Raw genomic sequence first — 19154 nt, 5'->3', positions numbered from 1 at the left:
CAAATGAAACTTCTTCGTATCAGCCTGGCCGTCAGCCTGGCAGCCTTGAGCCTGAGTGCAGCCGCCCAGAGCAATGGCACCAAAGTCTATATCGTGCAACTGAACGATGCACCGGTCGCAACCTTCGCCGGCAATAGCGCCGCAGGTCTGGCCGCCACCAAAACGGCCCCCGGCGTGCGCTTGAATGCCGCCAGTGCCAATGTATTGAAGTACCGCAGCTTTCTGGCTGGTCAGCAAAACAAAGTGCTGGCCAAAGTCGGCTCACCCCGCCCCATCCACAGCTATAGCGTCACCTTCAACGGTTTTGCCGCTTCACTGACCGACGCGCAGGCCAAGGCTCTGATGGGCTCGGCCAATGTGGCGTCGGTACGTGAATCGCAGCTGATCAAGGCCGACACAACCCGCACACCCGGCTTCTTGCAGCTGACCGCCCCCGGCGGCCTGTGGTCTCAGTTGGATGCTGCCGCTCGCCAAATCAAGGGCGAAGACGTCATCATCGGCGTGATCGACACCGGCGTTTGGCCCGAGAACGCTTCCTTTGGCGACAAAGAAGACCTCAACAAAAAACCCGTGCCGTATTACCAATCCGGCAACCCGGTCTACGGCCCGCCTCCGGCCAAATGGAAAGGCATATGCGAGATCGGCGAAGGCTTCACCGCCTCCATGTGTAACTACAAGCTGATCGGTGCGCGGTCTTATGGCGAAGCTTGGTTGGAGGGCGCAGCCAACAGCGGCGGCAAATACTGGTTGCATCCTCGGCTTGAATACAAATCCCCTCGGGACGGCGCCGGCCACGGCACACACACCGCCTCCACGTCGGGAGGCAATGCCAACGTTCAGGCTGCGGCCAACGGCGCGCCTATCGGCGCCATCTCTGGCATCGCACCCCGCGCTCGTATCGCTGTGTACAAGGCCCTTTGGACGGCTCAAAACACTGCAGGCAATACCGACAACGACGGCGGCACCACGGCCGACATCTTGAAAGCGATTGACCAAGCCGTTGCGGATGGCGTGGACGTGATCAATTACTCGGTCAGCGGCTCTCAGACCAATATCGCGGACGATGTCGAAATTGCTTATCTGAACGCCACCGCTGCTGGCGTGTTTGTGGCGGCTTCGGCAGGAAATAGCGGCCCGGCCAATAAGGTGGCGCACATCAGCCCTTGGCTGATGACGGTGGCAGCTTCGACCCATGATCGATATACGATTGCCGACGTGACCTTGGGCTCAGGCGCCAGCTTCAGCGGCCCATCGGCGCAAGGCAGCGGGGTTGCCAGTACCGCATTGGTGCGCTCGATTGATGTGATCAAGGGCGACTATGCCAGCCTCCCCCAGGCCGAAAAGGAAGCCGCAGAGCGCTGCTATTTGCCTGCCAACGGCGGCACCGCCAACACGATGATCGATCCGGCCAAGGCTGGAGGCAAGATGGTCATCTGCTACCGCGGTGGCAATGTGTTGGTGGACAAGGCTGCTGCCGTCAAAGCTGCTGGCGGCGCGGCGATGATCATCCAGAATGTGCCAAAGATTGGCGACACCCCAGCTTCCGCCAACACCACCCTGCTGCAACCCTATGTCGTTCCGACGGTGCATCTGACGAATAGCACCTACGCCGCGATCAACAACTACGTGCTGGCCCAGGGTAATGCAGCCACGGCCAGCTTCGGCCCGGGCGTGCAAGCAACGGGCGTTGTGGCGCCCGTGATGGCCAGCTTCTCTTCGCGTGGCCCCAACAAGGGCAATGGCAATATCCTGAAGCCTGATATCACCGGCCCTGGCGTTGACATCTTGGCTGGCTATATCGACGACACCCAGACCCAGATCGAGCATGATGGCACGATTGCCGGCACCTTCACGCCTCGGCCTAACGCCGCATCGCTGCAGGGCACCTCGATGTCCAGCCCGCATGTGGCCGGCGCTGCGGCATTGCTGAGACAGGCCCACCCGACCTGGTCGGTGGCCGCCATCAAATCGGCCCTGATGACCTCGACGACCGGCGTCAAGCTGGCCTCTGGTGCGCCGGACCTGGATCGTTGGGGCTATGGCGCTGGCCATATGAACCCGAATGGTGCTACAGCAACGCCCTTGGTCTATGACAGCGGCCCGGCCGACCACGGCCGTTTCCTCTGCGGCATTGGCCTGACACCTCCCGCAGGCATTGGCAAGTGCTCGGACCTCGGCTCCATCCAGCCCTGGAACTTGAACTTGGCCTCGCTGACGGCAACCGATGTGGTGGGTGCGCGCACCTTGACCCGCAAGGTCACCAACGTCAGCAACGCGACCAAGACCTTCAATGCCACGGCCTCGCTACCCGGCTGGACGGTGCAGGTCACCCCTTCGACCTTGAACTTGGCACCAGGCGCAAGCGGCACATTCACGACCACCTTGACGCTCAATACAGGGTCCCCAGTGAACACCTGGTCCTTCGGCAGCTTGAGCTGGAGTGATGGCGTGACGCAAGTCACCAGCCCCTTGAGCGCCAAGGCGGCCGGCTTCTTGGCACCGGTCGAGGTGCTTGATGTACGGGCCAGCGGCAGCGGCAGCAAGGTCTTGTCAGTGGTGTCGGCCTATACCGGCCCGCTCGGTGTGGCAGCTGTCGGCTTGGTGCCGGCTACACGCAACAACAGCAGCATCGCGTCGGGTGCGCGCCAATGCTTTAACGTTGCCGTGCCAACAGGCGCCGTGCAAGCTCGTTTCCAGCTGTTTGACGCCGACACTTCGGCCAAGTCCGATCTGGATCTTGAGGTCTACAACGGCCTGAACGGCACCGGCACCCTAGTCGGCAGCAGCGGCGGCGCTACTGCGGATGAGTTGGTAGTCTTGAACGCGCCGGCGGCCGGCAACTATTCGGCTTGCGCAATTGGCTACACAGTTCCCGCCGGTGGTGTGACCTACGCCCTGTCAAGCTGGGTGCTAGGCCCGGTGACTGGCGCCCAGACTCTGCGCGCCAGCGCGCCGGCCTCGGTCTATCAAGGCGGCAGCGCTTCGATCGGACTAGGCTGGAAGGTCGCTCCAGGCCATCGCTATCTCGGCCAAGTGGAGTTCTTGGACACACGCAGCTCTCCAGCGGTGAGTTTGGGCAAAACCGCGGTGATGGTGGACAACCGCTGATCCCCACGCTAAGCAAGCAACTCAAAAGCCCCTGTTAGCAGGGGCTTTTTTTCGTCCTAACAATTCTCAGAACTTCATTGCCCTTGCCCAGGAGTCGAGGCGGCTCTGGGGAAAGGGTCCAGATGCTCCGGTGGCGGCGCGAGAACAGCAGCAGCTTGCAAGCCGGCCGGCGCAAACACCCAGTCTTGCGCCTTGGCGACAGCGCTGCCGTCGGCTTGGGTTTGCCGTAGCAAGGGCTGCTCGGAGCGGCTGTGCACCGCAGCGAAGGTCTTGGGGTTGGCAGCGTCCGGCACCAGCACCCAGTCGGGCTTGCCGGTGAAGGGGTCGGGATAGGCGCGGCGCAAATGGTGGCGGGTCTTGGGGCCGCGTCGGTCGGCCAGCAAGTCATCCAGGCTGGCGGGGTATTGCGCCAAACCCGGCGAGGTCTTCAGGTAACTGCCTATCGCCTGGGCGATCTCTTCACCGCGAAACTCCAGCTCGCGTTCGCGCTCACGCTGCGCGGCCGTGCTCCAGGCCTGGCCCAGCGCAGCCAGACCCGCTGCCGTGATGGCGACGAAGAAAAGCAGGCCGAGGTAGCTAAAGCCGCGTTGCAGCTGCATGGCCAGACTACCAGTCCGCAAAGAGACGTCCATCGCTAGCACGGCCTGCCGCACCGCTGCGCACGTCATAGACCTGCCCAGTCGCGACGGCATCGGGCGGCGGTACCAGCACGACCCAGGCCTCGCGGCTGCCGGTCAGCGGGTCCTCGGGGATCTCGCGGATGTAGCGGGCCGTGGCCAGCTCTTCAAGCGAATCGGGATAACGGCCTTTATCGGCGGCAAATTGATCGAGCGCATCGCGCATGGTGCTCAGCGAGCTGCGCAGCGCGGTTTCCTTGGATTTTTGCAAGCTGTTGAAATAGCGCGGTGCGGCGATCGAGGCCAGCAGCGCGACGATGGCCATCACCACGATCAGCTCGATCAGGGTAAAGCCTCTAAGTTTTGCGGCACTCTTCATCACCAGTCCTTGTAGCGCGAGCCGTCCAGCGCGCGGCGCTCGGAGCGCGAGAAAACATCAAACACATCGCGCCCCGGACGCGGCTCATCAGGCGGACTGTCGGCCGCGCGCTGGCCCCAGGTTTCAGCCGGTTCCAAGCTGGGGTCGGCAAATGGGTCGCGCGGCAGGCGGCGCAGCAAATAGAGTTTGCGGCCCTCAACGCTGCGAGCATCGGGCACGCCGGCAACCAGTGCCTGCAGATTGGGCGGGTAGCCGCTGTCCTCGGGGCTGGCCTTGATCTGGCCGGCCTCGACGGCTTTTTTATAAGCGTCGAGCGCGCCGCGCAGCGTGCGCAGGCCGGCCCGCAGCTCATGCTCGCGACTGCGCTGCACCGACATCTCCAGCAGCGGCCGAGCCGAGCCGGCGAGCATGGCCAAAATGGCCAGCACCACGAGCATTTCTATGAGCGTGAACCCACGTGTAGACATAGCTCAGCGCGGCGCATCCACCGTCAACAAGCCCGAACCTTCCATCCGAACGGACGGGCTCTCGCCGTTCAGCCCGCTGGCGGACAAGCTGTTCAAGCCAATATTGAGCACCTGACCGTTGGCGGTGGGCAGCGCACGCAGCACCACCACCCGCTCGCCGCGCGGCGCTAACTCGACGGGCAGGCGGCCCGGGTTGGCGCCCGCGCTGGCACCGGCCGGCTGCAGCTTGGTCGGGTCATATTCCAGCTCGCCCTTGATGGTCAGGCCAGAATCGTTCTTCAGCGTCACCGAGACGGTGCCACCGGCCGCTACTTGCGGATTCACGTCCAGACGCACCGTGACCTCCTGATTGGCCGCCTCGGCCGTGGGTGCTGCCGTCATTGCATTGGGCATCGGCCGCGCCAGCGCAGCAGCTTGGCTTGCCCCGACCGCCGCCACACCAACTTTGGCGTTAGCTTTGAGCAAGCTGCTGAAAGCCCCCGGCGAGGCGTCGGTGCCGCTGGCCATGCGCGTCATCGCTACTTCCGGCACGGCGAGGCTGCGCACGATGCGCGGCGTGATCAAGAGCACCACCTCGGTTTTGTTGCGGGTGGAATTCTGCACACCGAACAGGGTCCCCAGCACCGGCATTTCCGACAGGCCCGGGATGCCGCTGGCCGAGCGGCGGTCTTCGTCGCTGATCAGGCCGGCCAAGACCTGCGTCTCGCCATCGTTCAGGCGCAAGGTGGTCGAGGTCTTGCGGGTGCCGATTTCGTAGGCGGTGGTGCCGCCCGGGCCGGTGACCTGGCGGATCAGATTGCTGACCTCCAGGCCGATCTTGATCACCACATCGTTGTCGAGCTGAATGCTCGGCTCAACATCGAGCTTCAGGCCAATGTCCAAATAGCTGACCGAGGCCGCCACCGAGGTGGAGCCGGTGAAGTTGGTGGTGGTGGTGAAGACGGGCACTTTCTGGCCGATGTGCACATTGGCCTTTTCGCGGTTGCGCACGCGAATTTTCGGGTTGGCGAGGATATTGCCATTGCCCGAGGTGCCACGAATCGTTGCCGCCACAGCCGGATTGGCAATCGTGGCCCGGAATTCATTGCGCCGGCCCAGTTCGACCTGACCGTCCACAAAGGGCAAACCAAAGTTGACCTTTTCAGGCCACTTCAGCCCCAGATCGGTGACGCGGTCGGTCGACAGCTCCATTACCTCGACCTCCAACATCACTTCCGCATCCGGCAGGTCGATCGAGGCGATCAGCTTTTCGACCAAGCGCATCACTTCAGGGGTGTCCCGCACCACCATCAGGTTGAGGCGCTCGTCGATATGGATGTCACGCACCTTGGTGATGGTGCGCACCATGGCCTGCACCTGCTTGACGTCGGCATTAGCCAAAAAGAGCGTGCGGGTGATCAGCTCCTGATGCTCGCGCTGCTTGGCCGCCGTGTTGGGGAAGATCAAGACAGAGCTGTCGTTCAAAAGCTTGCGGTCCAGCCCTTGGGTGGACAGCAGCACGCGCATCGCCTCATCGAGCGACACATTGCGCAAAAAGATCGTCACCTTGGCGTCGGCACGCACGTCCTTGTCGAAAACGAAGTTGATGTTCGAGCTGCGCGACAAGGCCTCGAAGACCTGGCGCATCGCCGCATCGCGGAATTCCAGCGTGACCGGTTTTTGAAACGCAGGCCCCATATCGGTGTTGGCGGCCTCCAGCGGCCGCGCCTGTGCCGATTGGCTCAACAACAAACGCGCACCGGCGTGGCCGGGCGACTCGGCCAGAATTTCCCGCGCCAGCTGCTCGCTGCGATCGGGCTTGCCCTCGCGTAAGGCTTGGCGGGCCAGCACCAGCTTGGTTTCCTGGCGCCTGCCGCGGTCCAGTTCGGACTCGAACCAAGCGATACGCGGATTCTTGGGGTCGATCTCGCGCAGGCGCTGCAGCGCCTCGGAGGCTTCGTCCCAGCGGCCGGCGGAGCGCAGACCTTCGATCTGCACCAGCAGCCTGGACGTCAGCTGGGATGTGATGCGCAGCTGTGCGACCCGCAGCGACTGTTCATGCGGCTCCAGCTTGCGCGCCGCTTCGAGCACCTCGTAGGCTTGAGGTAACTGATTCGCTCGTACCAAATCATCCGATTGGCGCAGCGCCGGATGCGCGCAGGCAGCCAACAGGGCGGCAGCACTCAGTGTCAAAAATAACTGCTTCATGGCGTGGGCTTGAACGAAATGGTTTGGAGGAGCTTGGCGGGCAGCCAGGTCACACTGAGCCCGCGTTCATTGACTTGATCGACGCGCCATTGACCGTCCACCACATCACCGGCCTTGACGGCCAAGCTGCGCACAGGGCCGGCCAGCAGGGCCGTGGCTTGATCGCCTTCGACCAAACGGCCAATCAACTGATAGGGGAAGGCCGGCGCCACCGGTTCAGGCGGCGGCGCCGGCGGCGCAGCGACTTGTTTAGGCGCGGGCGGTGGCGGAGGCGGCGCCCAGGCCGCGAAGTAGCCATCGGCCGGCACATCCCAGGCCTTGCGTTCGACCGCGGCCCAGTTGGTCACGACAAAGGCGGGTGCAGCAGCAGCGGCCGGCGCGTTCTTGCGCGCCGCGCTTGCCTGAGCAGGCGCCCGCCGCTCGCCGGCCACCGGCTGCACCAGTGAATCGTCACCGTCAGGGCTCAGCGCCGACCACAACGTGGCGGCCAGGGTCAGGGCCAAAGCGCCGCCCAGTACATAGCGACGCTGGCTGGAATTGATCTGCTGCGCTTGACTCATGATTTGCTGCCCGCACTGCGAGGGTCGATGCGGCCATGCAGGGACCAGACCAGATCGGCCTCCAACTCGGGCGCGTTCGGTGAGGCGCGGCGCAGCTTGAAAGAGTCAAGACTGAGCGCGGGGTCATGGCGCAGGGCCGCGTCGATGAAGGCGCGCAGCTGGGCATAGCCGCCGGTCAAGGGCATAGTGACACGCAGCCGCTCCAGGCCGGCGGCCGTGTCAAGCGTCAGCCGGTGCTCGGTGCGTGCGCCGACCAAGCCCATATTCAGGCCGATTTCGAGCAGATCGGCGAGGCGCTGCTGGCGCTGATCCGCCGTCGGCAAGGCTTGTTGCCATTGCTGCGCGGTGGCCGGCGCGGCGGCGGTGCCTCTCAGCAAACCAGCGGCGCGCTGGCTGCGCAGCTGGCGGTTCAGGTCATCCATATCGGCCTGGGTCTGTGCAGTCTGCGCGCTCCAGCGCTGCCCCTGCACAAGCAGAACCAAGGCCAGCAAGAGCGCAGCCGCCCCCAGCAGGCCCGGCCAGCCCAGGCGCTTCAGCGCCAGTTTCAATTCCATCGCACGCGTTTTCATTTCTTCTCGTCCTTGGCGGCGAGCGCAGCCAGCTCAAGCTGCAACAAACTCGGCCGCAGCTTGGCGCTCAGCTCAAAGCGCTGGCCCGACAGGCCTTGCTCGGCATTCTGGAAGCGGCTCAGGACCACATCGCCCCAGGCCGGCGCAGCCGCCAAGCGGTCCACCAGCGCCAGCGCGGCCCCCTTGTCCTGCGCCAAACCTTCCAATCGCAACTCTTGGCGAGCTGCGTTGAAGTCCAAAGCCAACCAACTCAGCGTACCTGCGGGCCCGGCGTCTGCACCGGCCTGTTCGACATTGGCGAGCAAGGCCTCCCAAGGCTGGCGCAGCAGGCCCTGTACCTCGGCGGCGGTACGCTGCTGCTCCAGCTCGGCCGATTTGAGCGGCGCGGTTTTGCTTGTCGGGGCGAGCGGCTTGGGCGCGCCGGGGGCTAGGTTTCGCAGTTCGGCCTGCAGCGCTGCGCGCTGCTCGGCCGCCTGCAGCAGTTGCTGCCGACCAAGGCCTGCGCTCCAGCCCGCCAGCAGCAGGGTAAAAAGGCCCAGGCCCAAGAGCGGCCAAGCCAGGCCCGAGCGTGGCGTGCGAGCGCCCAGAAAATCAGGCAGCGGCAAGGCCAGCGCACGCGCTGCGGCAGGCACCTCAAACCAAGCCAATTCGGGGCCGCGCGCGTCCAGGCGCCCGGCGACCTGCAGGCCCGGCCAGGCCTGCGAGGCCAGAGGCACAGCCGAGTCCAAGCCGTAGCCGCCGACCCAAATCTTGGCCCGGTGCGCAGGCTCGCCCACCCCACACAGCTCGCGCAAGGTCTCGGCCAAAGCGACTTGGGTGGGCGCGGCCAGGCGCAGCTGTCGCAAGACGCCCGGTCGGCCATCCTCCAGCAGCAGCCAAGTCAAGACCTGACCCTCCACCCAGGCCAGCGCGGCGCAAGGCGCCTTGAACCAGTCCGGCTGCTGCGCGGCCAAGCGTCGCAACAACGGTGCCCAGGCCGGCTGCACGCTGCGCAAAGAGACGTCAAATTGCTGGGCCGAGGCCTGCAAGCCCGCACCGGCCGCGCCATGCAGCGCGCTGGCGCCACATTGTTCCGGCGCGCCTGCGCTGCTCACGCGCCAACTGGCGATAGCCCAATGCTTGGCGACGGCGCCGAAGTAATGCCCGAAGAGCTGGCGCGCATAGGCCTGCAAAGCACTCTCATCCTGCAACGGCAGGCCCGGCTCGCAGACCAGCTCATGCAAGAGCTGGGCCGACACGGTGATCTCGGCCGCCGCGCCGGCATGCGCATGGCACCAATCAGCAAATACCTGTGGCTTGGCGTCGCCGGCTTGGCTGACGCCTTCGGAGCCAAGGAAGAGCGCTTGCGGCTGCGCGAAGCTGGCGAGCAAGCGCCGTCGAAGCCGCTTGAAAGCGTAGGGGCTGCTATTCATCGAGGGTGACCCTCTCCAATTCCTCGAAAGTGGTCTCGCCCCGGCAGACCGCCGCCAAAACCATGCTGCGCAGCGGCTTCATGCCACGCGCACGGGCGGCTTCCTTGATCTGGGACATCGGCGCGCGCGCCGCGATCAGGTCGCGCAAGGCGTCGTCGAGCTTGAGCAATTCGGCCACCGCGCGCCGGCCCTTGTATCCGGTGCCACGGCAATGGCCGCAGCCCTCGCCTTTGAGGAAATTCGTGTCTTGCTGATCGCTCAAGCCATAACGAGTCAGCGTCGCAGCATCGGGCTGAAAAGGTCGCGCGCAATGCTTGCAGGTCAGCCGCACCAGGCGCTGCGCCAAGACCGCATTCAGCGCCGAGACCACGTTGTACAGGTCCAGCCCCATGTGCATGAAGCGGCCGATCACATCGAAGGCGTTGTTGGCGTGCACGGTGGAGAACACCAAGTGGCCGGTCAGCGCCGCCTGCACCGCGATCTGTGCGGTCTCGGCGTCACGAATTTCGCCCACCATCACGCGGTCTGGGTCGTGACGCAGGATGGAGCGCAGGCCGCGTGAGAAGGTCAGGCCTTTTTTCTCGTTGACGGGGATCTGCACCACGCCGGCCAACTGATACTCGACCGGGTCTTCGATGGTGATGATCTTGTCATCGCCGGTGTGGATCTCGGCCAGCGTCGCGTACAGCGTGGTGGTCTTGCCACTGCCGGTCGGCCCCGTCACCAGCAACATGCCATGCGGTTGGCGCGCTTGGGCGCGGATGGCGGCGCGCTCATCTGGCGGGAAGCCGAGCGCATCAAGAGTTAGGCTGCCGCCGGTCTGCTCAATGCGGGCGCGGTCCAAGACCCGCACCACGGCGTCTTCGCCGAACACGCTGGGCATGATGGACAGACGGAAGTCCACCACCCGGCCCTGCACCTTGAGCTGAAAACGGCCGTCCTGCGGCAGGCGGCGCTCACCAATGTCCAGCTCCGACATCACCTTCAGCCGCGACACCAGCTGCTCGGCCACCGGTGCGCCGTCAACCGTGCGCACCATAGACATCACACCGTCGACGCGGAACCGAATCGACGCGCCGCGCGCCGTGCATTCGATATGCACATCGCTGGCACCGTCTTGCAGCGCGTCGTACAAGGTCGCATTGAGAAGGCGCACCACGGGGCTGGCCTGCTCGGACATCATCAAGGCAGACAACTCCAGCGCGCCGCCATCGGCCTCGCCATCGACGGCCGCCTCTTCGACGTCGGACAGCGCTCGGAAGTCGGCCTCGCCGGCTCCTAGCCAATGGGTGATGGCAGCCGCCTCGCAGCGAAGCCAGCGCACCGGCTCCTGCAAGCGCGCCTCGACGCTTTGCAGCAGCAAGGGGTCGGCCACGCGGTCGCCCAAGAGCATCTTGCGGCCGCCGGCGCCCAAGGCCAAGACCGCGCGCCAGCGCTGCGCCTGCGCCTGCGGCCAATGCTCGAAATCGAGCTGCCAGGGGCCAAACTCGGCCGGCAACACCCCGGCGAGCGAGTGATTGCTAACGACAGTATTCACTGGACTTGCTCCACCAGCTGAAAAATTGGCAAATACATCAGCACGATGATCCCGCCTATCAACACACCCATGATCAACATCAGCGCCGGGTTGATCGCCCGCGTCAGCAGCTCGGTCAGGCGGGCCGCTTCTTCGTCGTGAAAGGCCGCCGCGCGTTCCAGCATCGCCGCCACCTCGCCGCTGCGCTCGCCCACCCGCACCATGCGGCGCGCCACCGGCGTGGCCAGATCATTCGCTTCCAGCGCCTCGGACAAGCGCTCGCCGCGCTCAATCTGCGCCGCCGCTGCAGCCACCGCCGGCCGCCAGGGCTCGGCCACCACATCTTGAACAATGCGCAGCGAGGCCAGCACCGGCACGCCCGAGGCCAAGAGCATGGCCAGGCTGCGGTACAGGCGCGCCAAGGCCAGCACACGCAGGCGCGGCCCCAGTCCGGGCAGCGTCCACAAGCTGGCCTGCACACGCCGGCGCAGACTTGGGCTGCGCCAAACGGCAAGGGCCAGCACGACGACCGCTGCAATGCCCGCGAGCACCGCAAAAGGATGGGCACCGGCGGTTTGGCCAAAGCCAATCAAGACCCGCGAGGCCCAAGGTAAGTCATTGCCCAGCCCGTCCAGAATGCCGGCAAAACGCGGCAAGACATAGAGCAGCAAAAACAGAATCACCGCGCCGCCCACAGTCAGCAACATCAGCGGGTAGACGCAGGCAGCAATCAGGCGCGCGCGCAGGCTTTCGACCCAGGCCAGGTAGCGCGCATGTTGGGCCAAGGCAGCGCTGAGCTGGCCGGTGCGCTCATTGGCGGCGACGATGGCGCAGATCAATTCATCAAAGGCTTGCGGCTGCTCGCGCAACGCCACCGACAAGGCCTGGCCCTGCTCGATATGCGAAATCACCGCATCCAGCGCCAGCCCGACCGATTCGCTGGCCTCTTTCTCGCGCAAGGTGTTGAGCGCTTCCAGCAAGGAGATGCCCGCGTCCAAGAGCACGGCCAACTCCTGGCTGAACAATTGCAAGGGGAATTTCTTGCCGGCGCTGCGGCCGGCGCGTCCGAGCTTGGCAGGCGCGGCTTCTTGCACATCCAGCACATGCTGGGGCGCCACACCCAAGGCGGCGGCCACCGACTGGCGGTCGGGCGCGTCTACGCGTTGCGTGCGCACCCCGTCGGGGTGAAAAACGCGGGTCAGGTAAACAGGCATGGGCTGGCCGCTGCGGGCACGATCAAAAAACTAGCAAAAATACAACCGTCAGATGCTTACCAACTGACCAGGTCGGCATCTTCACCTTCGCCACCCGGGCGGCCATCACGGCCAAAGGACAGCAGGTCGTACTCGCCATGTTCACCCGGCGAGCGGTACTGGTAATCGTTCTTCCAGGGGTCTTTGGGCACGGCCTTGCTCAGATAGGGACCGGCCCAGCGCGGCTCGTCGGCCGGCTTGGCGACCAACACCGCCAAACCCTGCTCGGTCGTGGGGTAACGACCCACGTCCAGCCGGTATTGATCGAGTGACTTTTGCAGCCCGTCGATCTGGGCCTTGGCCGCCTTGACCTCGGATTTGCCGATCTGGCCGAAAAACTTCGGGCCCACATAGCCCGCCAGCAAGCCGATGATGACCATCACCACCAGCAATTCAAGCAGAGTGAACCCGCCCTCAGGCTTTTTTTTGCCATCACTTACGCAGAATGAAACCATGAATATTTCAGATAAATTTGTTTGTTGCTTGATCGCCGGTTGCCGCATTTGCCGCCACCTAGCCTCTTCGCTCGGTACTATTTCACCCACCCGGCCATGCCGCCATTGGGGCTTGACCGCCCCCCCGTGACGGGGGGCATATGACACTTTAGCGGCCGAGCATGACAATCTGTATGGCTCATGGCGAGCGCATGCACCCCGACTTGAGAGAGTTCCCTCAGACGGTGCCGTGCTTGAGTTTGGATGATTGCGTCGCGCCCAACTGACCGGTCTTTCGGCGCATGCCGCAAGAACATGGGCGAAGACGGCGCTTGCCAACAAGGTCTAGCCAATGAATGGCCAGAGATTAGGACGCCGGCCCTTTGATCTTCTATTCTGCGGGCCTACGGGGCAACAGGAATTTTTGAACTTGGAAGACCGCGGATCGGTTAGACCGATTCCAGCATCGCCAGCATCACCCCGATCAGGCCCGCCACCAGCAAAATCACAATGGGAACCAGACTGAGCAAGAAACCCAGGCCTCGGCTGGCCGGCTCCCGGATATAGCTGCGCGCATACAGGGTGCGCCCCAACAGATAGACCGCCCCGATGGCTGCCATCCCATTGGGAGACCAGAACTGAGCGGCCAGCCACAAGGCCGGCAAATAGGCCACCAGCAATTCCAGCGTGTTCATCTGCACCCGGTAGTAACGCTCAAACTTTTCATGACCGGTGATGGCCGGCGCCTTGATGCCATAGGCCGAACGGGCTCGGCCAACCAAGGCCGCAAGGCTCATGTATTGCACAACAGCCAGCAGGCTGACAAAAATAACGGCGTTCATAGGCGGATTGAAGCGAAGGGTTGCCCGCATTCTGGGGCCAGTTGGCCCATTTCAAAACAAATGCCGCATGAAAAAATCGGCGATCAAGCGGTCAAGCGCGGGCAAGGATGCCCGCTCGAAACCAGGCGGATCATTCAGCAGTTCACCCAACAAACCGCTCAAGTCAGGCGGCAGCGGCGACAGCAAAGCGCCATGCCCGGCTTGCGGTAGATCGGCCAACCATTCACAAGAAAGGGATGGGCCGCCCCGACCTTTCTTGATCCCCTCGGGGGACGGACGACGTAGGTCGTCGGCCTGGGGGCGCTCAAATTCGCCACCGCAAGCCTTGAGCACCGCATCGCTATGCCACAGCGGATGCAGCCAGCGGTCTTGCCGCGCTGTCACCAAGGCCAACGGGATGAGCGGCCGCGCAAAGCTGCTCATGTCAAAGTCAGCGGCCGCCGGCACCGCCGCGACCACGGCCGCAATGCGCGGGTCGCTATAGGCCTGCGGCTGGGCGTCGGCAAATTTGACGGCTATCACTTGGCGCGCCAGCCACTGCTTGAGGCCATCCAGCCACCCCCCGTTCAGCTGGGTCGTCAAGCCAACGCAGGCCTGGAAATCCGCTTCCAGATGAGCCTCGCAATGGGCTCTGAAGCCCGCCGGCGACCAGCGCCCGCCGGCCAGACTCAGCACGGTATGGCCCCCAGCCGACATGCCGTAAGCGCCGACCTTGTCCAGCTTCAGCCAGGGCGCAAAGCGTGCATCAGCCGCCACCGCATCAATCGCCCGCGACATCTCAGCCGGCCTCAGCTTCCAGGAATCCGGGCCGGGCCGACTCGGGTCTTTGTAGTTGTCGGCCCGGTGCTCGGGCATGGCGACAACAAAGCCGGCCTCGACCAGCGCCCGCGCCAGATCGGAATGCACGATGGGCGAACCACCCGAACCATGCGAGATCAGCACCAGCCGCCCATTGCCCGGCAGCGGCGCCGCACCGGCCGCCACGCGCATGCTCATACGGCCAAAGGCCAGCGTCTGCTCGGGCGCGAGCGTCGGATAAAAGAGCGTGACCGGTCCAGCCAGCTCAGCAGCCACAGGCCCGGCAGGGACGGCGATCTCGGTCATACCCATATTGGCCAAGGCCGGGAGCTGGATCAAGCCTAGCCCCAAGCTCACCCCCAAGCATTTCAGTTTGACCACATCAAGCAGCTTCATCCCCACTCCCCACATTGCCATATCCAAGGCACCCGCCTTTGGACTTGTGGCCCGCAGCATGCGGAAAGTGGGCGCGCCCGTCTGGCCGAAAGCCGCGATTGCAGCTTTCGCACAGGCCGATTTCAGGAATCGGCCAGCGCTTGTTGGCGGTATTCGCTCGGCGTCAGGCCGGTGGCGGCCTTGAAGGCGCGGTTGAAGGGGCCGATGGATTGAAAGCCCGCCTCCAAAGCGATGGTCAGCACCGGGGTCGACCGCCGTGCCGGCGCCGCCAAAGCCGCGCGGGCCTCATCCAAGCGGTAGCTGTTGACGAAACTGCTGAAGTTGCGCTGACCCAAGCCTTGATTGATCAGACGGCGCAGCCGGTACTCGGGCAATTGCATGCGCTCGGCCAAGCGGGCGAGGGTCAGGTCTTCACTGCGATAGAAACGCTCCTCCAGCATCAGCCGCTGCAAGCGCGCGAGCAAGTCCTGCTCGGCCAGGTCGGGACCCTCCTTCACGGCGGGTGCCTTTTTAACATCGGCCAAAGGCGACGCGAGCGAAGCTTCGCCCGAATTCGCCTGCACCGCCTGCGCCGCCAGCAAGCCCGTCACCGGCAAGCGCAACAAGCCCCATGCGAGCACGAGCACGATCAGCAGCAATCCGGCCATGTCCAGGCTGGCCGACAAATCAGACAGCCTGCCCTGCGGTGCTTGCAGACGCACCGCCACCATCGCCGCCATATACAGGCCACCGGCGATCACAACGAAGGCCCGCAGGCGGCGCCGCCGCTCGACCAAATCGCCCTGCCAATGGCGCAACGCCGTCAGCCCGATCAAAACGCCGAACACAAGCGGCAAGAGTCGCTGCAGCAGCACGGCAGCGGCGGCCAGCGGCCAATGCTGGGTTTGGCCGGCCAACCAGGCGCAGTTCAGAAAGCTCAGGCCCGCCACCGCCAACCAGACCAGGCCATGCTGAGGGGCCAAGACGAATTCATCATCAAACAAGGCGCGGGCGAACAGCCAGAACAAGGGCGCATTGCCCACTGCCACCGCAACCCAGGGCGCCTGCCCCAGGCCGGACACCCCGGCTTCAAACAGCGGCGAAGAACTGATGGCCTGCACGATCAGACCCAAGGCCAGCAAAGCGCCTAAAACCGCCGCTGCGCTGCGGCGGGCGGCCGATTCACGCAGCAGATTGGCGCCCAGCAAGCCCAAGCAAATCACCAAGCCGCCGCGCAAAGCTCCGTCAATCGTTGCAGTTACGAGCTCAGCGGACGGCGCGGGTTGGATGGGCATGGCGCGATGATAAAACGCCGCCCGGCGCTCGCCGCTCAGTCACCAAACACAATCTTCTTGCGCTCGCCGACCCAGCCCTCGAGCTGCGGCCCGTAGACCTCTTCGACCCGGTTGCGCTTGATCTTGAAGGTAGGCGTGATGAAGCCGTTGTCGACCGTCCATGGTGTCTTGATGACGACCAGGCAGTCGAGCTGCTCATGCGGGTCGAGCCCGGCGTTGATCTCGTCCAGATGGGCGCTCAGCTGGGTGCTGAGTGCGTCACGCTCGGCTGCGGTGCCGCTATGCCCGGCTGCACCGGGCGACAGCATCACCACACCGACCGGTTGCCCCATGCTGGCACCCGTCACCACGCAGGCTTCGACAGAAGGATGCTGACCCAAGCGATCCTCAATCGGCGCCGGCGCCACATACTTGCCCTTGCTGGTTTTGAACAAGTCCTTGACCCGGCCGGTGATGCGCAACAAGCCCTGGGCATCGATTTGCCCCTTGTCGCCGGTGCGCAGCCAGCCGTCCGGAGTGATCACCTCGGCGGTCAGCTCCGGCTGCTTGTAGTAACCCAACATCAAAGCGGGGCTGCGCATCAGCAGCTCGCCATTGGCCGGGTCGACGCGCGTCTCTATGCCCTCATAAGCCGGGCCGACGGTGCCGATTTGATCGGCACCCGGCAGGGTGATGTGCGAGACGGCCAGGTTCTCGGTCATGCCGTAGCCTTCGCAGATATTCAGGCCGAGCTTGCGGTACCACTGCAGCAAGGCGACCGGCATCGGCGCGGCGCCGCCGGCGGCGATCCTGCATTGGTCCAGACCCAGCGCCTTCATGATCTTGCGGCGCACCAAACCACCGATGATGGGCAAGGAGAGCAGGAAATCGAGCTTCTTCTGCGGCATTTTGGCCTGCACACCCTGCTGGAACTTCACCCACAGGCGCGGCACCGAGAAGAAGATGGTCGGGCGGGCACGTTGCAGGTCGGCGGCAAAGGTGTCCAGGCTGTCGGCAAAGTAGACGGCAAAGCCGGTGCGCAACCAACCATGCTCCACCAAGACGCGCTCCACCACATGTGCGAGCGGCAGGTAAGAGAGCATGCGGTCGTCGGCGCTCATGGGAATGCGCTTGAGCGCGGCGCTGAGCGCCCAGGCGAAGGATCCAAAGGAATGCATCACGCCCTTTGGCGCGCCGGTGGTGCCCGAGGTGTAGATCAGCGTGGCCAAGTCGTCGGCCTGGCGCATGGGCTCGCCCGCCAGCGGCTCATTGCGCGCGCAGATCGCGTCCCAGCTTTCGTAAGACTTCTTCGCATCGTCGGGCGAGAGCGGATAGCTGATGCAAGGCAGACCGTCGGGGACGCCGGGCTTCATGCCGGCCCAGCCATCGAGTTTGCCGACAAAACAGGCCTTGGCCTCGCTGTGCGTCAAGATCTGCCGAATGGTCTCGGGCGCCAAGGTAGGGTAGAGCGGCACCGAGACATAACCGGCCATCCAGATGGCCAAATCGCTCATCAACCACCAGGCGCAGTTTTTGGACAGGATCGCCACCTTGGCGCCGGGCCCCCAACCCTGTGCCTCGCCCTGCGCCTTCAGGTGCGTGGCCATGCGCCGCACTTGGTCGCCGACTTGGCTCCAGGTCAGCTCCTGCACCGCCCCACCACCCATAGGCTGAGTCAAGGCAACACGGGGGCCCAGGCTGCGCTCCCAATGATAGAAGCGCTGCAGGGCTAGGCTGTCGGCGGGAATGGTCGGCATGATTTTCTGTCTCCGTTGAATTTATGACATTCAGGGTTTGAGACTAGCCAAGGTCACGCCCGCAGCCTAGCGGGTTTATGCGGGGATGTGGTGCTTCAGAGTCACGGCTCTAGTTCCAGTTCCATGGCACGCAAGACTCACTCGGCTTCGGCCGCTTGCAGCGCTTTCAGGGCTTCGGCCACCTGTTGATGGGCTACGCCGGCGGCCAGATGCACCGGCGCGCCCGTCAGCGCGGCCGCGCCTTCGCGCTTCAACCGTGCCACCCATTGACCGGCATCGCGTCCGCCGGCGAAGCCCGCGCTTTGCAGCAAGGGGCTGCCGTCGGCCGCATTGAGCTTGAAATAGAACTGCCCATCGCTTTCGCGGAACTGCTTGAACACGGGCAATGCCACTTTGAGGCTCTTGACCGGCGCGGCCACCACGGCCGGCGCCGAGAAATTACGCAAACCAACCGCTTGGCGCAGCTCGGCCAACAGTGGTGCTGCAATCGCGCGCGCTTTGGCCGCGCCCTCTTGCAGCGTCGCTTCGATCAACTCGGGTTGCGCCATCAAGGCCTCATAGCGGCTGCGCAGCGGTGCGATCTCGGCATCAATCAGTTCGAACAATTGCTGCTTGGCCTCGCCCCAGGCCAGGCCGGCGCGCAGCTCGACCCGGAACTGCTCGCGCTGCGCTGGCGTCGCGAAGGCATCGTAAATCGTCACCAAGGTCTGGCCTTCCGGATCTTTGGCTTCGCCGGGCAGCTTGGAGTCGGTGACGATGTGGGCGATGGCATCTTTCAGGCCCTTGGCGCCGCCTTCGAACAGCGGAATGCTGTTGTCATAGCTCTTGCTCATCTTGCGGCCGTCCAGCCCCGGCAGCAGGGCCACGTCCTCTTCGACATTGGCCTCGGGCAAGACAAAGAACTCCTTACCTTGGCCAAACAGATGATTGAAGCGCTGCGCCACGTCACGCGCCATCTCGATGTGCTGAACCTGATCGCGGCCGACCGGCACGCGGTGCGCGTTGAACATCAAAATATCGGCCGCCATCAGGATGGGATAGCTGTACAAGCCCATGGTGATGCCGGCATCCGGGTCCTCGCCGGCGGCCACATTGGCGTCCACCGCGCCTTTGTAAGCATGGGCGCGATTCATCTGACCCTTGGACGTGACGCAGGTCAGCAGCCAGGTCAACTCGGGGATCTCGGGGATGTCGCTCTGGCGATAGAAGGTCACGCGCGAAGTGTCCAGTCCGGCGGCCAGCCAGACGGCGGCAATTTCCAGGCGCGAGCGGTTGATGCGCTCGGGGTCATCGCATTTGATCAACGCGTGATAGTCGGCCATGAAGAAAAAACTCTCCACACCGGCCTCCTGGCTGGCGGCGATCGCGGGGCGCACTGCGCCGACATAGTTGCCCAAATGCAGGGTGCCGGTGGTGGTGATACCGGTCAGTACGCGTTGAAGGGCGGGAGAATTTGTGCTTTGAGTCATGGTCGGATCAACTGGCAAATCAATGAGCAGCCCGGCCTGCGGGTGACGCAGCGCGAGGGCGAAACAGGTCCGACATTGTCACAGCATGACGTTGCGCCGCTCACTCACGCAATTATTGGCGTGCCAAGCCTGCCATG

General features: G+C 64.3%; 16 protein-coding genes. 1 reads left to right on the top strand and 15 read right to left on the bottom strand.

What is annotated here, in order from left to right:
- Positions 1 to 3: 3 nt before the first annotated feature.
- Complete coding sequence (locus PRZ03_RS01485; RefSeq protein ID WP_273598699.1) at positions 4 to 3108, top strand: S8 family serine peptidase; 3105 nt, start codon at positions 4 to 6, stop codon at positions 3106 to 3108.
- A 74-nt stretch (positions 3109 to 3182) separates the two neighbouring features.
- Here PRZ03_RS01485 and PRZ03_RS01480 read toward each other — a convergent pair whose 3' ends face one another.
- The 15 genes from PRZ03_RS01480 to PRZ03_RS01410 form a co-directional block, all read right to left on the bottom strand.
- Positions 3183 to 3707 carry a type II secretion system protein gene (locus tag PRZ03_RS01480; protein WP_273598698.1) on the bottom strand — a complete coding sequence of 175 codons (525 nt, stop codon included), beginning with the start codon at positions 3705 to 3707 and terminating at the stop codon, positions 3183 to 3185.
- A gap of 7 nt (positions 3708 to 3714) precedes the next feature.
- Positions 3715 to 4104 carry a type IV pilin protein gene (locus tag PRZ03_RS01475; protein ID WP_273598697.1) on the bottom strand — a complete coding sequence of 130 codons (390 nt, stop codon included), beginning with the start codon at positions 4102 to 4104 and terminating at the stop codon, positions 3715 to 3717.
- Positions 4104 to 4571, bottom strand: a complete 468-nt coding sequence (locus PRZ03_RS01470) for a type II secretion system protein (protein WP_273598696.1) — start codon at positions 4569 to 4571, stop codon at positions 4104 to 4106. Before PRZ03_RS01470 ends, PRZ03_RS01475 begins: the two co-directional genes overlap by 1 nt.
- Positions 4572 to 4574: 3 nt before the next feature.
- The gene (locus PRZ03_RS01465) at positions 4575 to 6758 is read right to left on the bottom strand and encodes a secretin N-terminal domain-containing protein (RefSeq protein ID WP_273598695.1); all 2184 of its coding nucleotides are present in this window, start codon (positions 6756 to 6758) and stop codon (positions 4575 to 4577) included.
- On the bottom strand, positions 6755 to 7318 hold the full coding sequence (locus PRZ03_RS01460; protein ID WP_273598694.1) for a hypothetical protein: 564 nt from the start codon (positions 7316 to 7318) through the stop codon (positions 6755 to 6757). The genes PRZ03_RS01465 and PRZ03_RS01460 overlap by 4 nt, the downstream gene beginning before the upstream one ends.
- Positions 7315 to 7887 carry a hypothetical protein gene (locus tag PRZ03_RS01455; protein ID WP_273598693.1) on the bottom strand — a complete coding sequence of 191 codons (573 nt, stop codon included), beginning with the start codon at positions 7885 to 7887 and terminating at the stop codon, positions 7315 to 7317. Before PRZ03_RS01455 ends, PRZ03_RS01460 begins: the two co-directional genes overlap by 4 nt.
- The gene (locus PRZ03_RS01450; protein ID WP_273598692.1) at positions 7884 to 9299 is read right to left on the bottom strand and encodes a PilN domain-containing protein; all 1416 of its coding nucleotides are present in this window, start codon (positions 9297 to 9299) and stop codon (positions 7884 to 7886) included. The genes PRZ03_RS01455 and PRZ03_RS01450 overlap by 4 nt, the downstream gene beginning before the upstream one ends.
- The gene (locus tag PRZ03_RS01445) at positions 9292 to 10836 is read right to left on the bottom strand and encodes a GspE/PulE family protein (RefSeq protein ID WP_273598691.1); all 1545 of its coding nucleotides are present in this window, start codon (positions 10834 to 10836) and stop codon (positions 9292 to 9294) included. The genes PRZ03_RS01450 and PRZ03_RS01445 overlap by 8 nt, the downstream gene beginning before the upstream one ends.
- Positions 10833 to 12029, bottom strand: coding sequence for a type II secretion system F family protein (locus PRZ03_RS01440; protein WP_273598690.1), 1197 nt, complete (start codon positions 12027 to 12029; stop codon positions 10833 to 10835). The genes PRZ03_RS01445 and PRZ03_RS01440 overlap by 4 nt, the downstream gene beginning before the upstream one ends.
- A gap of 56 nt (positions 12030 to 12085) precedes the next feature.
- Positions 12086 to 12523, bottom strand: a complete 438-nt coding sequence (gene gspG / locus PRZ03_RS01435; RefSeq protein WP_273598689.1) for a type II secretion system major pseudopilin GspG — start codon at positions 12521 to 12523, stop codon at positions 12086 to 12088.
- 428 nt (positions 12524 to 12951) lie between these two features.
- Positions 12952 to 13344, bottom strand: coding sequence for an MAPEG family protein (locus tag PRZ03_RS01430; protein WP_273598688.1), 393 nt, complete (start codon positions 13342 to 13344; stop codon positions 12952 to 12954).
- Positions 13345 to 13395: 51 nt separating this feature from the next.
- On the bottom strand, positions 13396 to 14538 hold the full coding sequence (locus PRZ03_RS01425; RefSeq protein WP_273598687.1) for an alpha/beta hydrolase family protein: 1143 nt from the start codon (positions 14536 to 14538) through the stop codon (positions 13396 to 13398).
- 122 nt (positions 14539 to 14660) lie between these two features.
- Positions 14661 to 15812 (bottom strand): helix-turn-helix domain-containing protein, encoded by a 1152-nt coding sequence (locus PRZ03_RS01420; RefSeq protein WP_273598686.1) that lies wholly within the window; start codon positions 15810 to 15812, stop codon positions 14661 to 14663.
- Positions 15813 to 15847: 35 nt separating this feature from the next.
- The gene (locus PRZ03_RS01415) at positions 15848 to 17548 is read right to left on the bottom strand and encodes an AMP-binding protein (protein ID WP_273598685.1); all 1701 of its coding nucleotides are present in this window, start codon (positions 17546 to 17548) and stop codon (positions 15848 to 15850) included.
- A gap of 137 nt (positions 17549 to 17685) precedes the next feature.
- Positions 17686 to 19017, bottom strand: a complete 1332-nt coding sequence (locus tag PRZ03_RS01410; protein WP_273598684.1) for a tryptophan--tRNA ligase — start codon at positions 19015 to 19017, stop codon at positions 17686 to 17688.
- Positions 19018 to 19154 lie beyond the last annotated feature (137 nt).

This window comes from Roseateles albus (assembly GCF_028595345.1).
GTDB classification, from domain to species: Bacteria; Pseudomonadota; Gammaproteobacteria; order Burkholderiales; family Burkholderiaceae_C; genus Paucibacter_A; species Paucibacter_A albus.
Note: the sequence above shows the minus strand (reverse complement) of the source record. Positions and strands in the feature narration are given on the sequence as shown.

Bases quoted from the DNA above. Each gene is read 5' to 3' on its own strand.
- PRZ03_RS01475 (WP_273598697.1), bottom strand. From the start codon at position 4,104: ATGAAGAGTGCCGCAAAACTTAGAGGCTTTACCCTGATCGAGCTGATC.
- PRZ03_RS01470 (WP_273598696.1), bottom strand. From the start codon at position 4,571: ATGTCTACACGTGGGTTCACGCTCATAGAAATGCTCGTGGTGCTGGCC.
- gspG (WP_273598689.1), bottom strand. From the start codon at position 12,523: ATGGTTTCATTCTGCGTAAGTGATGGCAAAAAAAAGCCTGAGGGCGGG.
- PRZ03_RS01420 (WP_273598686.1), bottom strand. From the start codon at position 15,812: ATGCCCATCCAACCCGCGCCGTCCGCTGAGCTCGTAACTGCAACGATT.
- PRZ03_RS01415 (WP_273598685.1), bottom strand. From the start codon at position 17,548: ATGCCGACCATTCCCGCCGACAGCCTAGCCCTGCAGCGCTTCTATCAT.
- PRZ03_RS01485 (WP_273598699.1), top strand. From the start codon at position 4: ATGAAACTTCTTCGTATCAGCCTGGCCGTCAGCCTGGCAGCCTTGAGC.
- PRZ03_RS01455 (WP_273598693.1), bottom strand. From the start codon at position 7,887: ATGAAAACGCGTGCGATGGAATTGAAACTGGCGCTGAAGCGCCTGGGC.
- PRZ03_RS01410 (WP_273598684.1), bottom strand. From the start codon at position 19,017: ATGACTCAAAGCACAAATTCTCCCGCCCTTCAACGCGTACTGACCGGT.
- PRZ03_RS01440 (WP_273598690.1), bottom strand. From the start codon at position 12,029: ATGCCTGTTTACCTGACCCGCGTTTTTCACCCCGACGGGGTGCGCACG.
- PRZ03_RS01465 (WP_273598695.1), bottom strand. From the start codon at position 6,758: ATGAAGCAGTTATTTTTGACACTGAGTGCTGCCGCCCTGTTGGCTGCC.
- PRZ03_RS01460 (WP_273598694.1), bottom strand. From the start codon at position 7,318: ATGAGTCAAGCGCAGCAGATCAATTCCAGCCAGCGTCGCTATGTACTG.
- PRZ03_RS01450 (WP_273598692.1), bottom strand. From the start codon at position 9,299: ATGAATAGCAGCCCCTACGCTTTCAAGCGGCTTCGACGGCGCTTGCTC.
- PRZ03_RS01425 (WP_273598687.1), bottom strand. From the start codon at position 14,538: ATGAAGCTGCTTGATGTGGTCAAACTGAAATGCTTGGGGGTGAGCTTG.
- PRZ03_RS01430 (WP_273598688.1), bottom strand. From the start codon at position 13,344: ATGAACGCCGTTATTTTTGTCAGCCTGCTGGCTGTTGTGCAATACATG.
- PRZ03_RS01480 (WP_273598698.1), bottom strand. From the start codon at position 3,707: ATGCAGCTGCAACGCGGCTTTAGCTACCTCGGCCTGCTTTTCTTCGTC.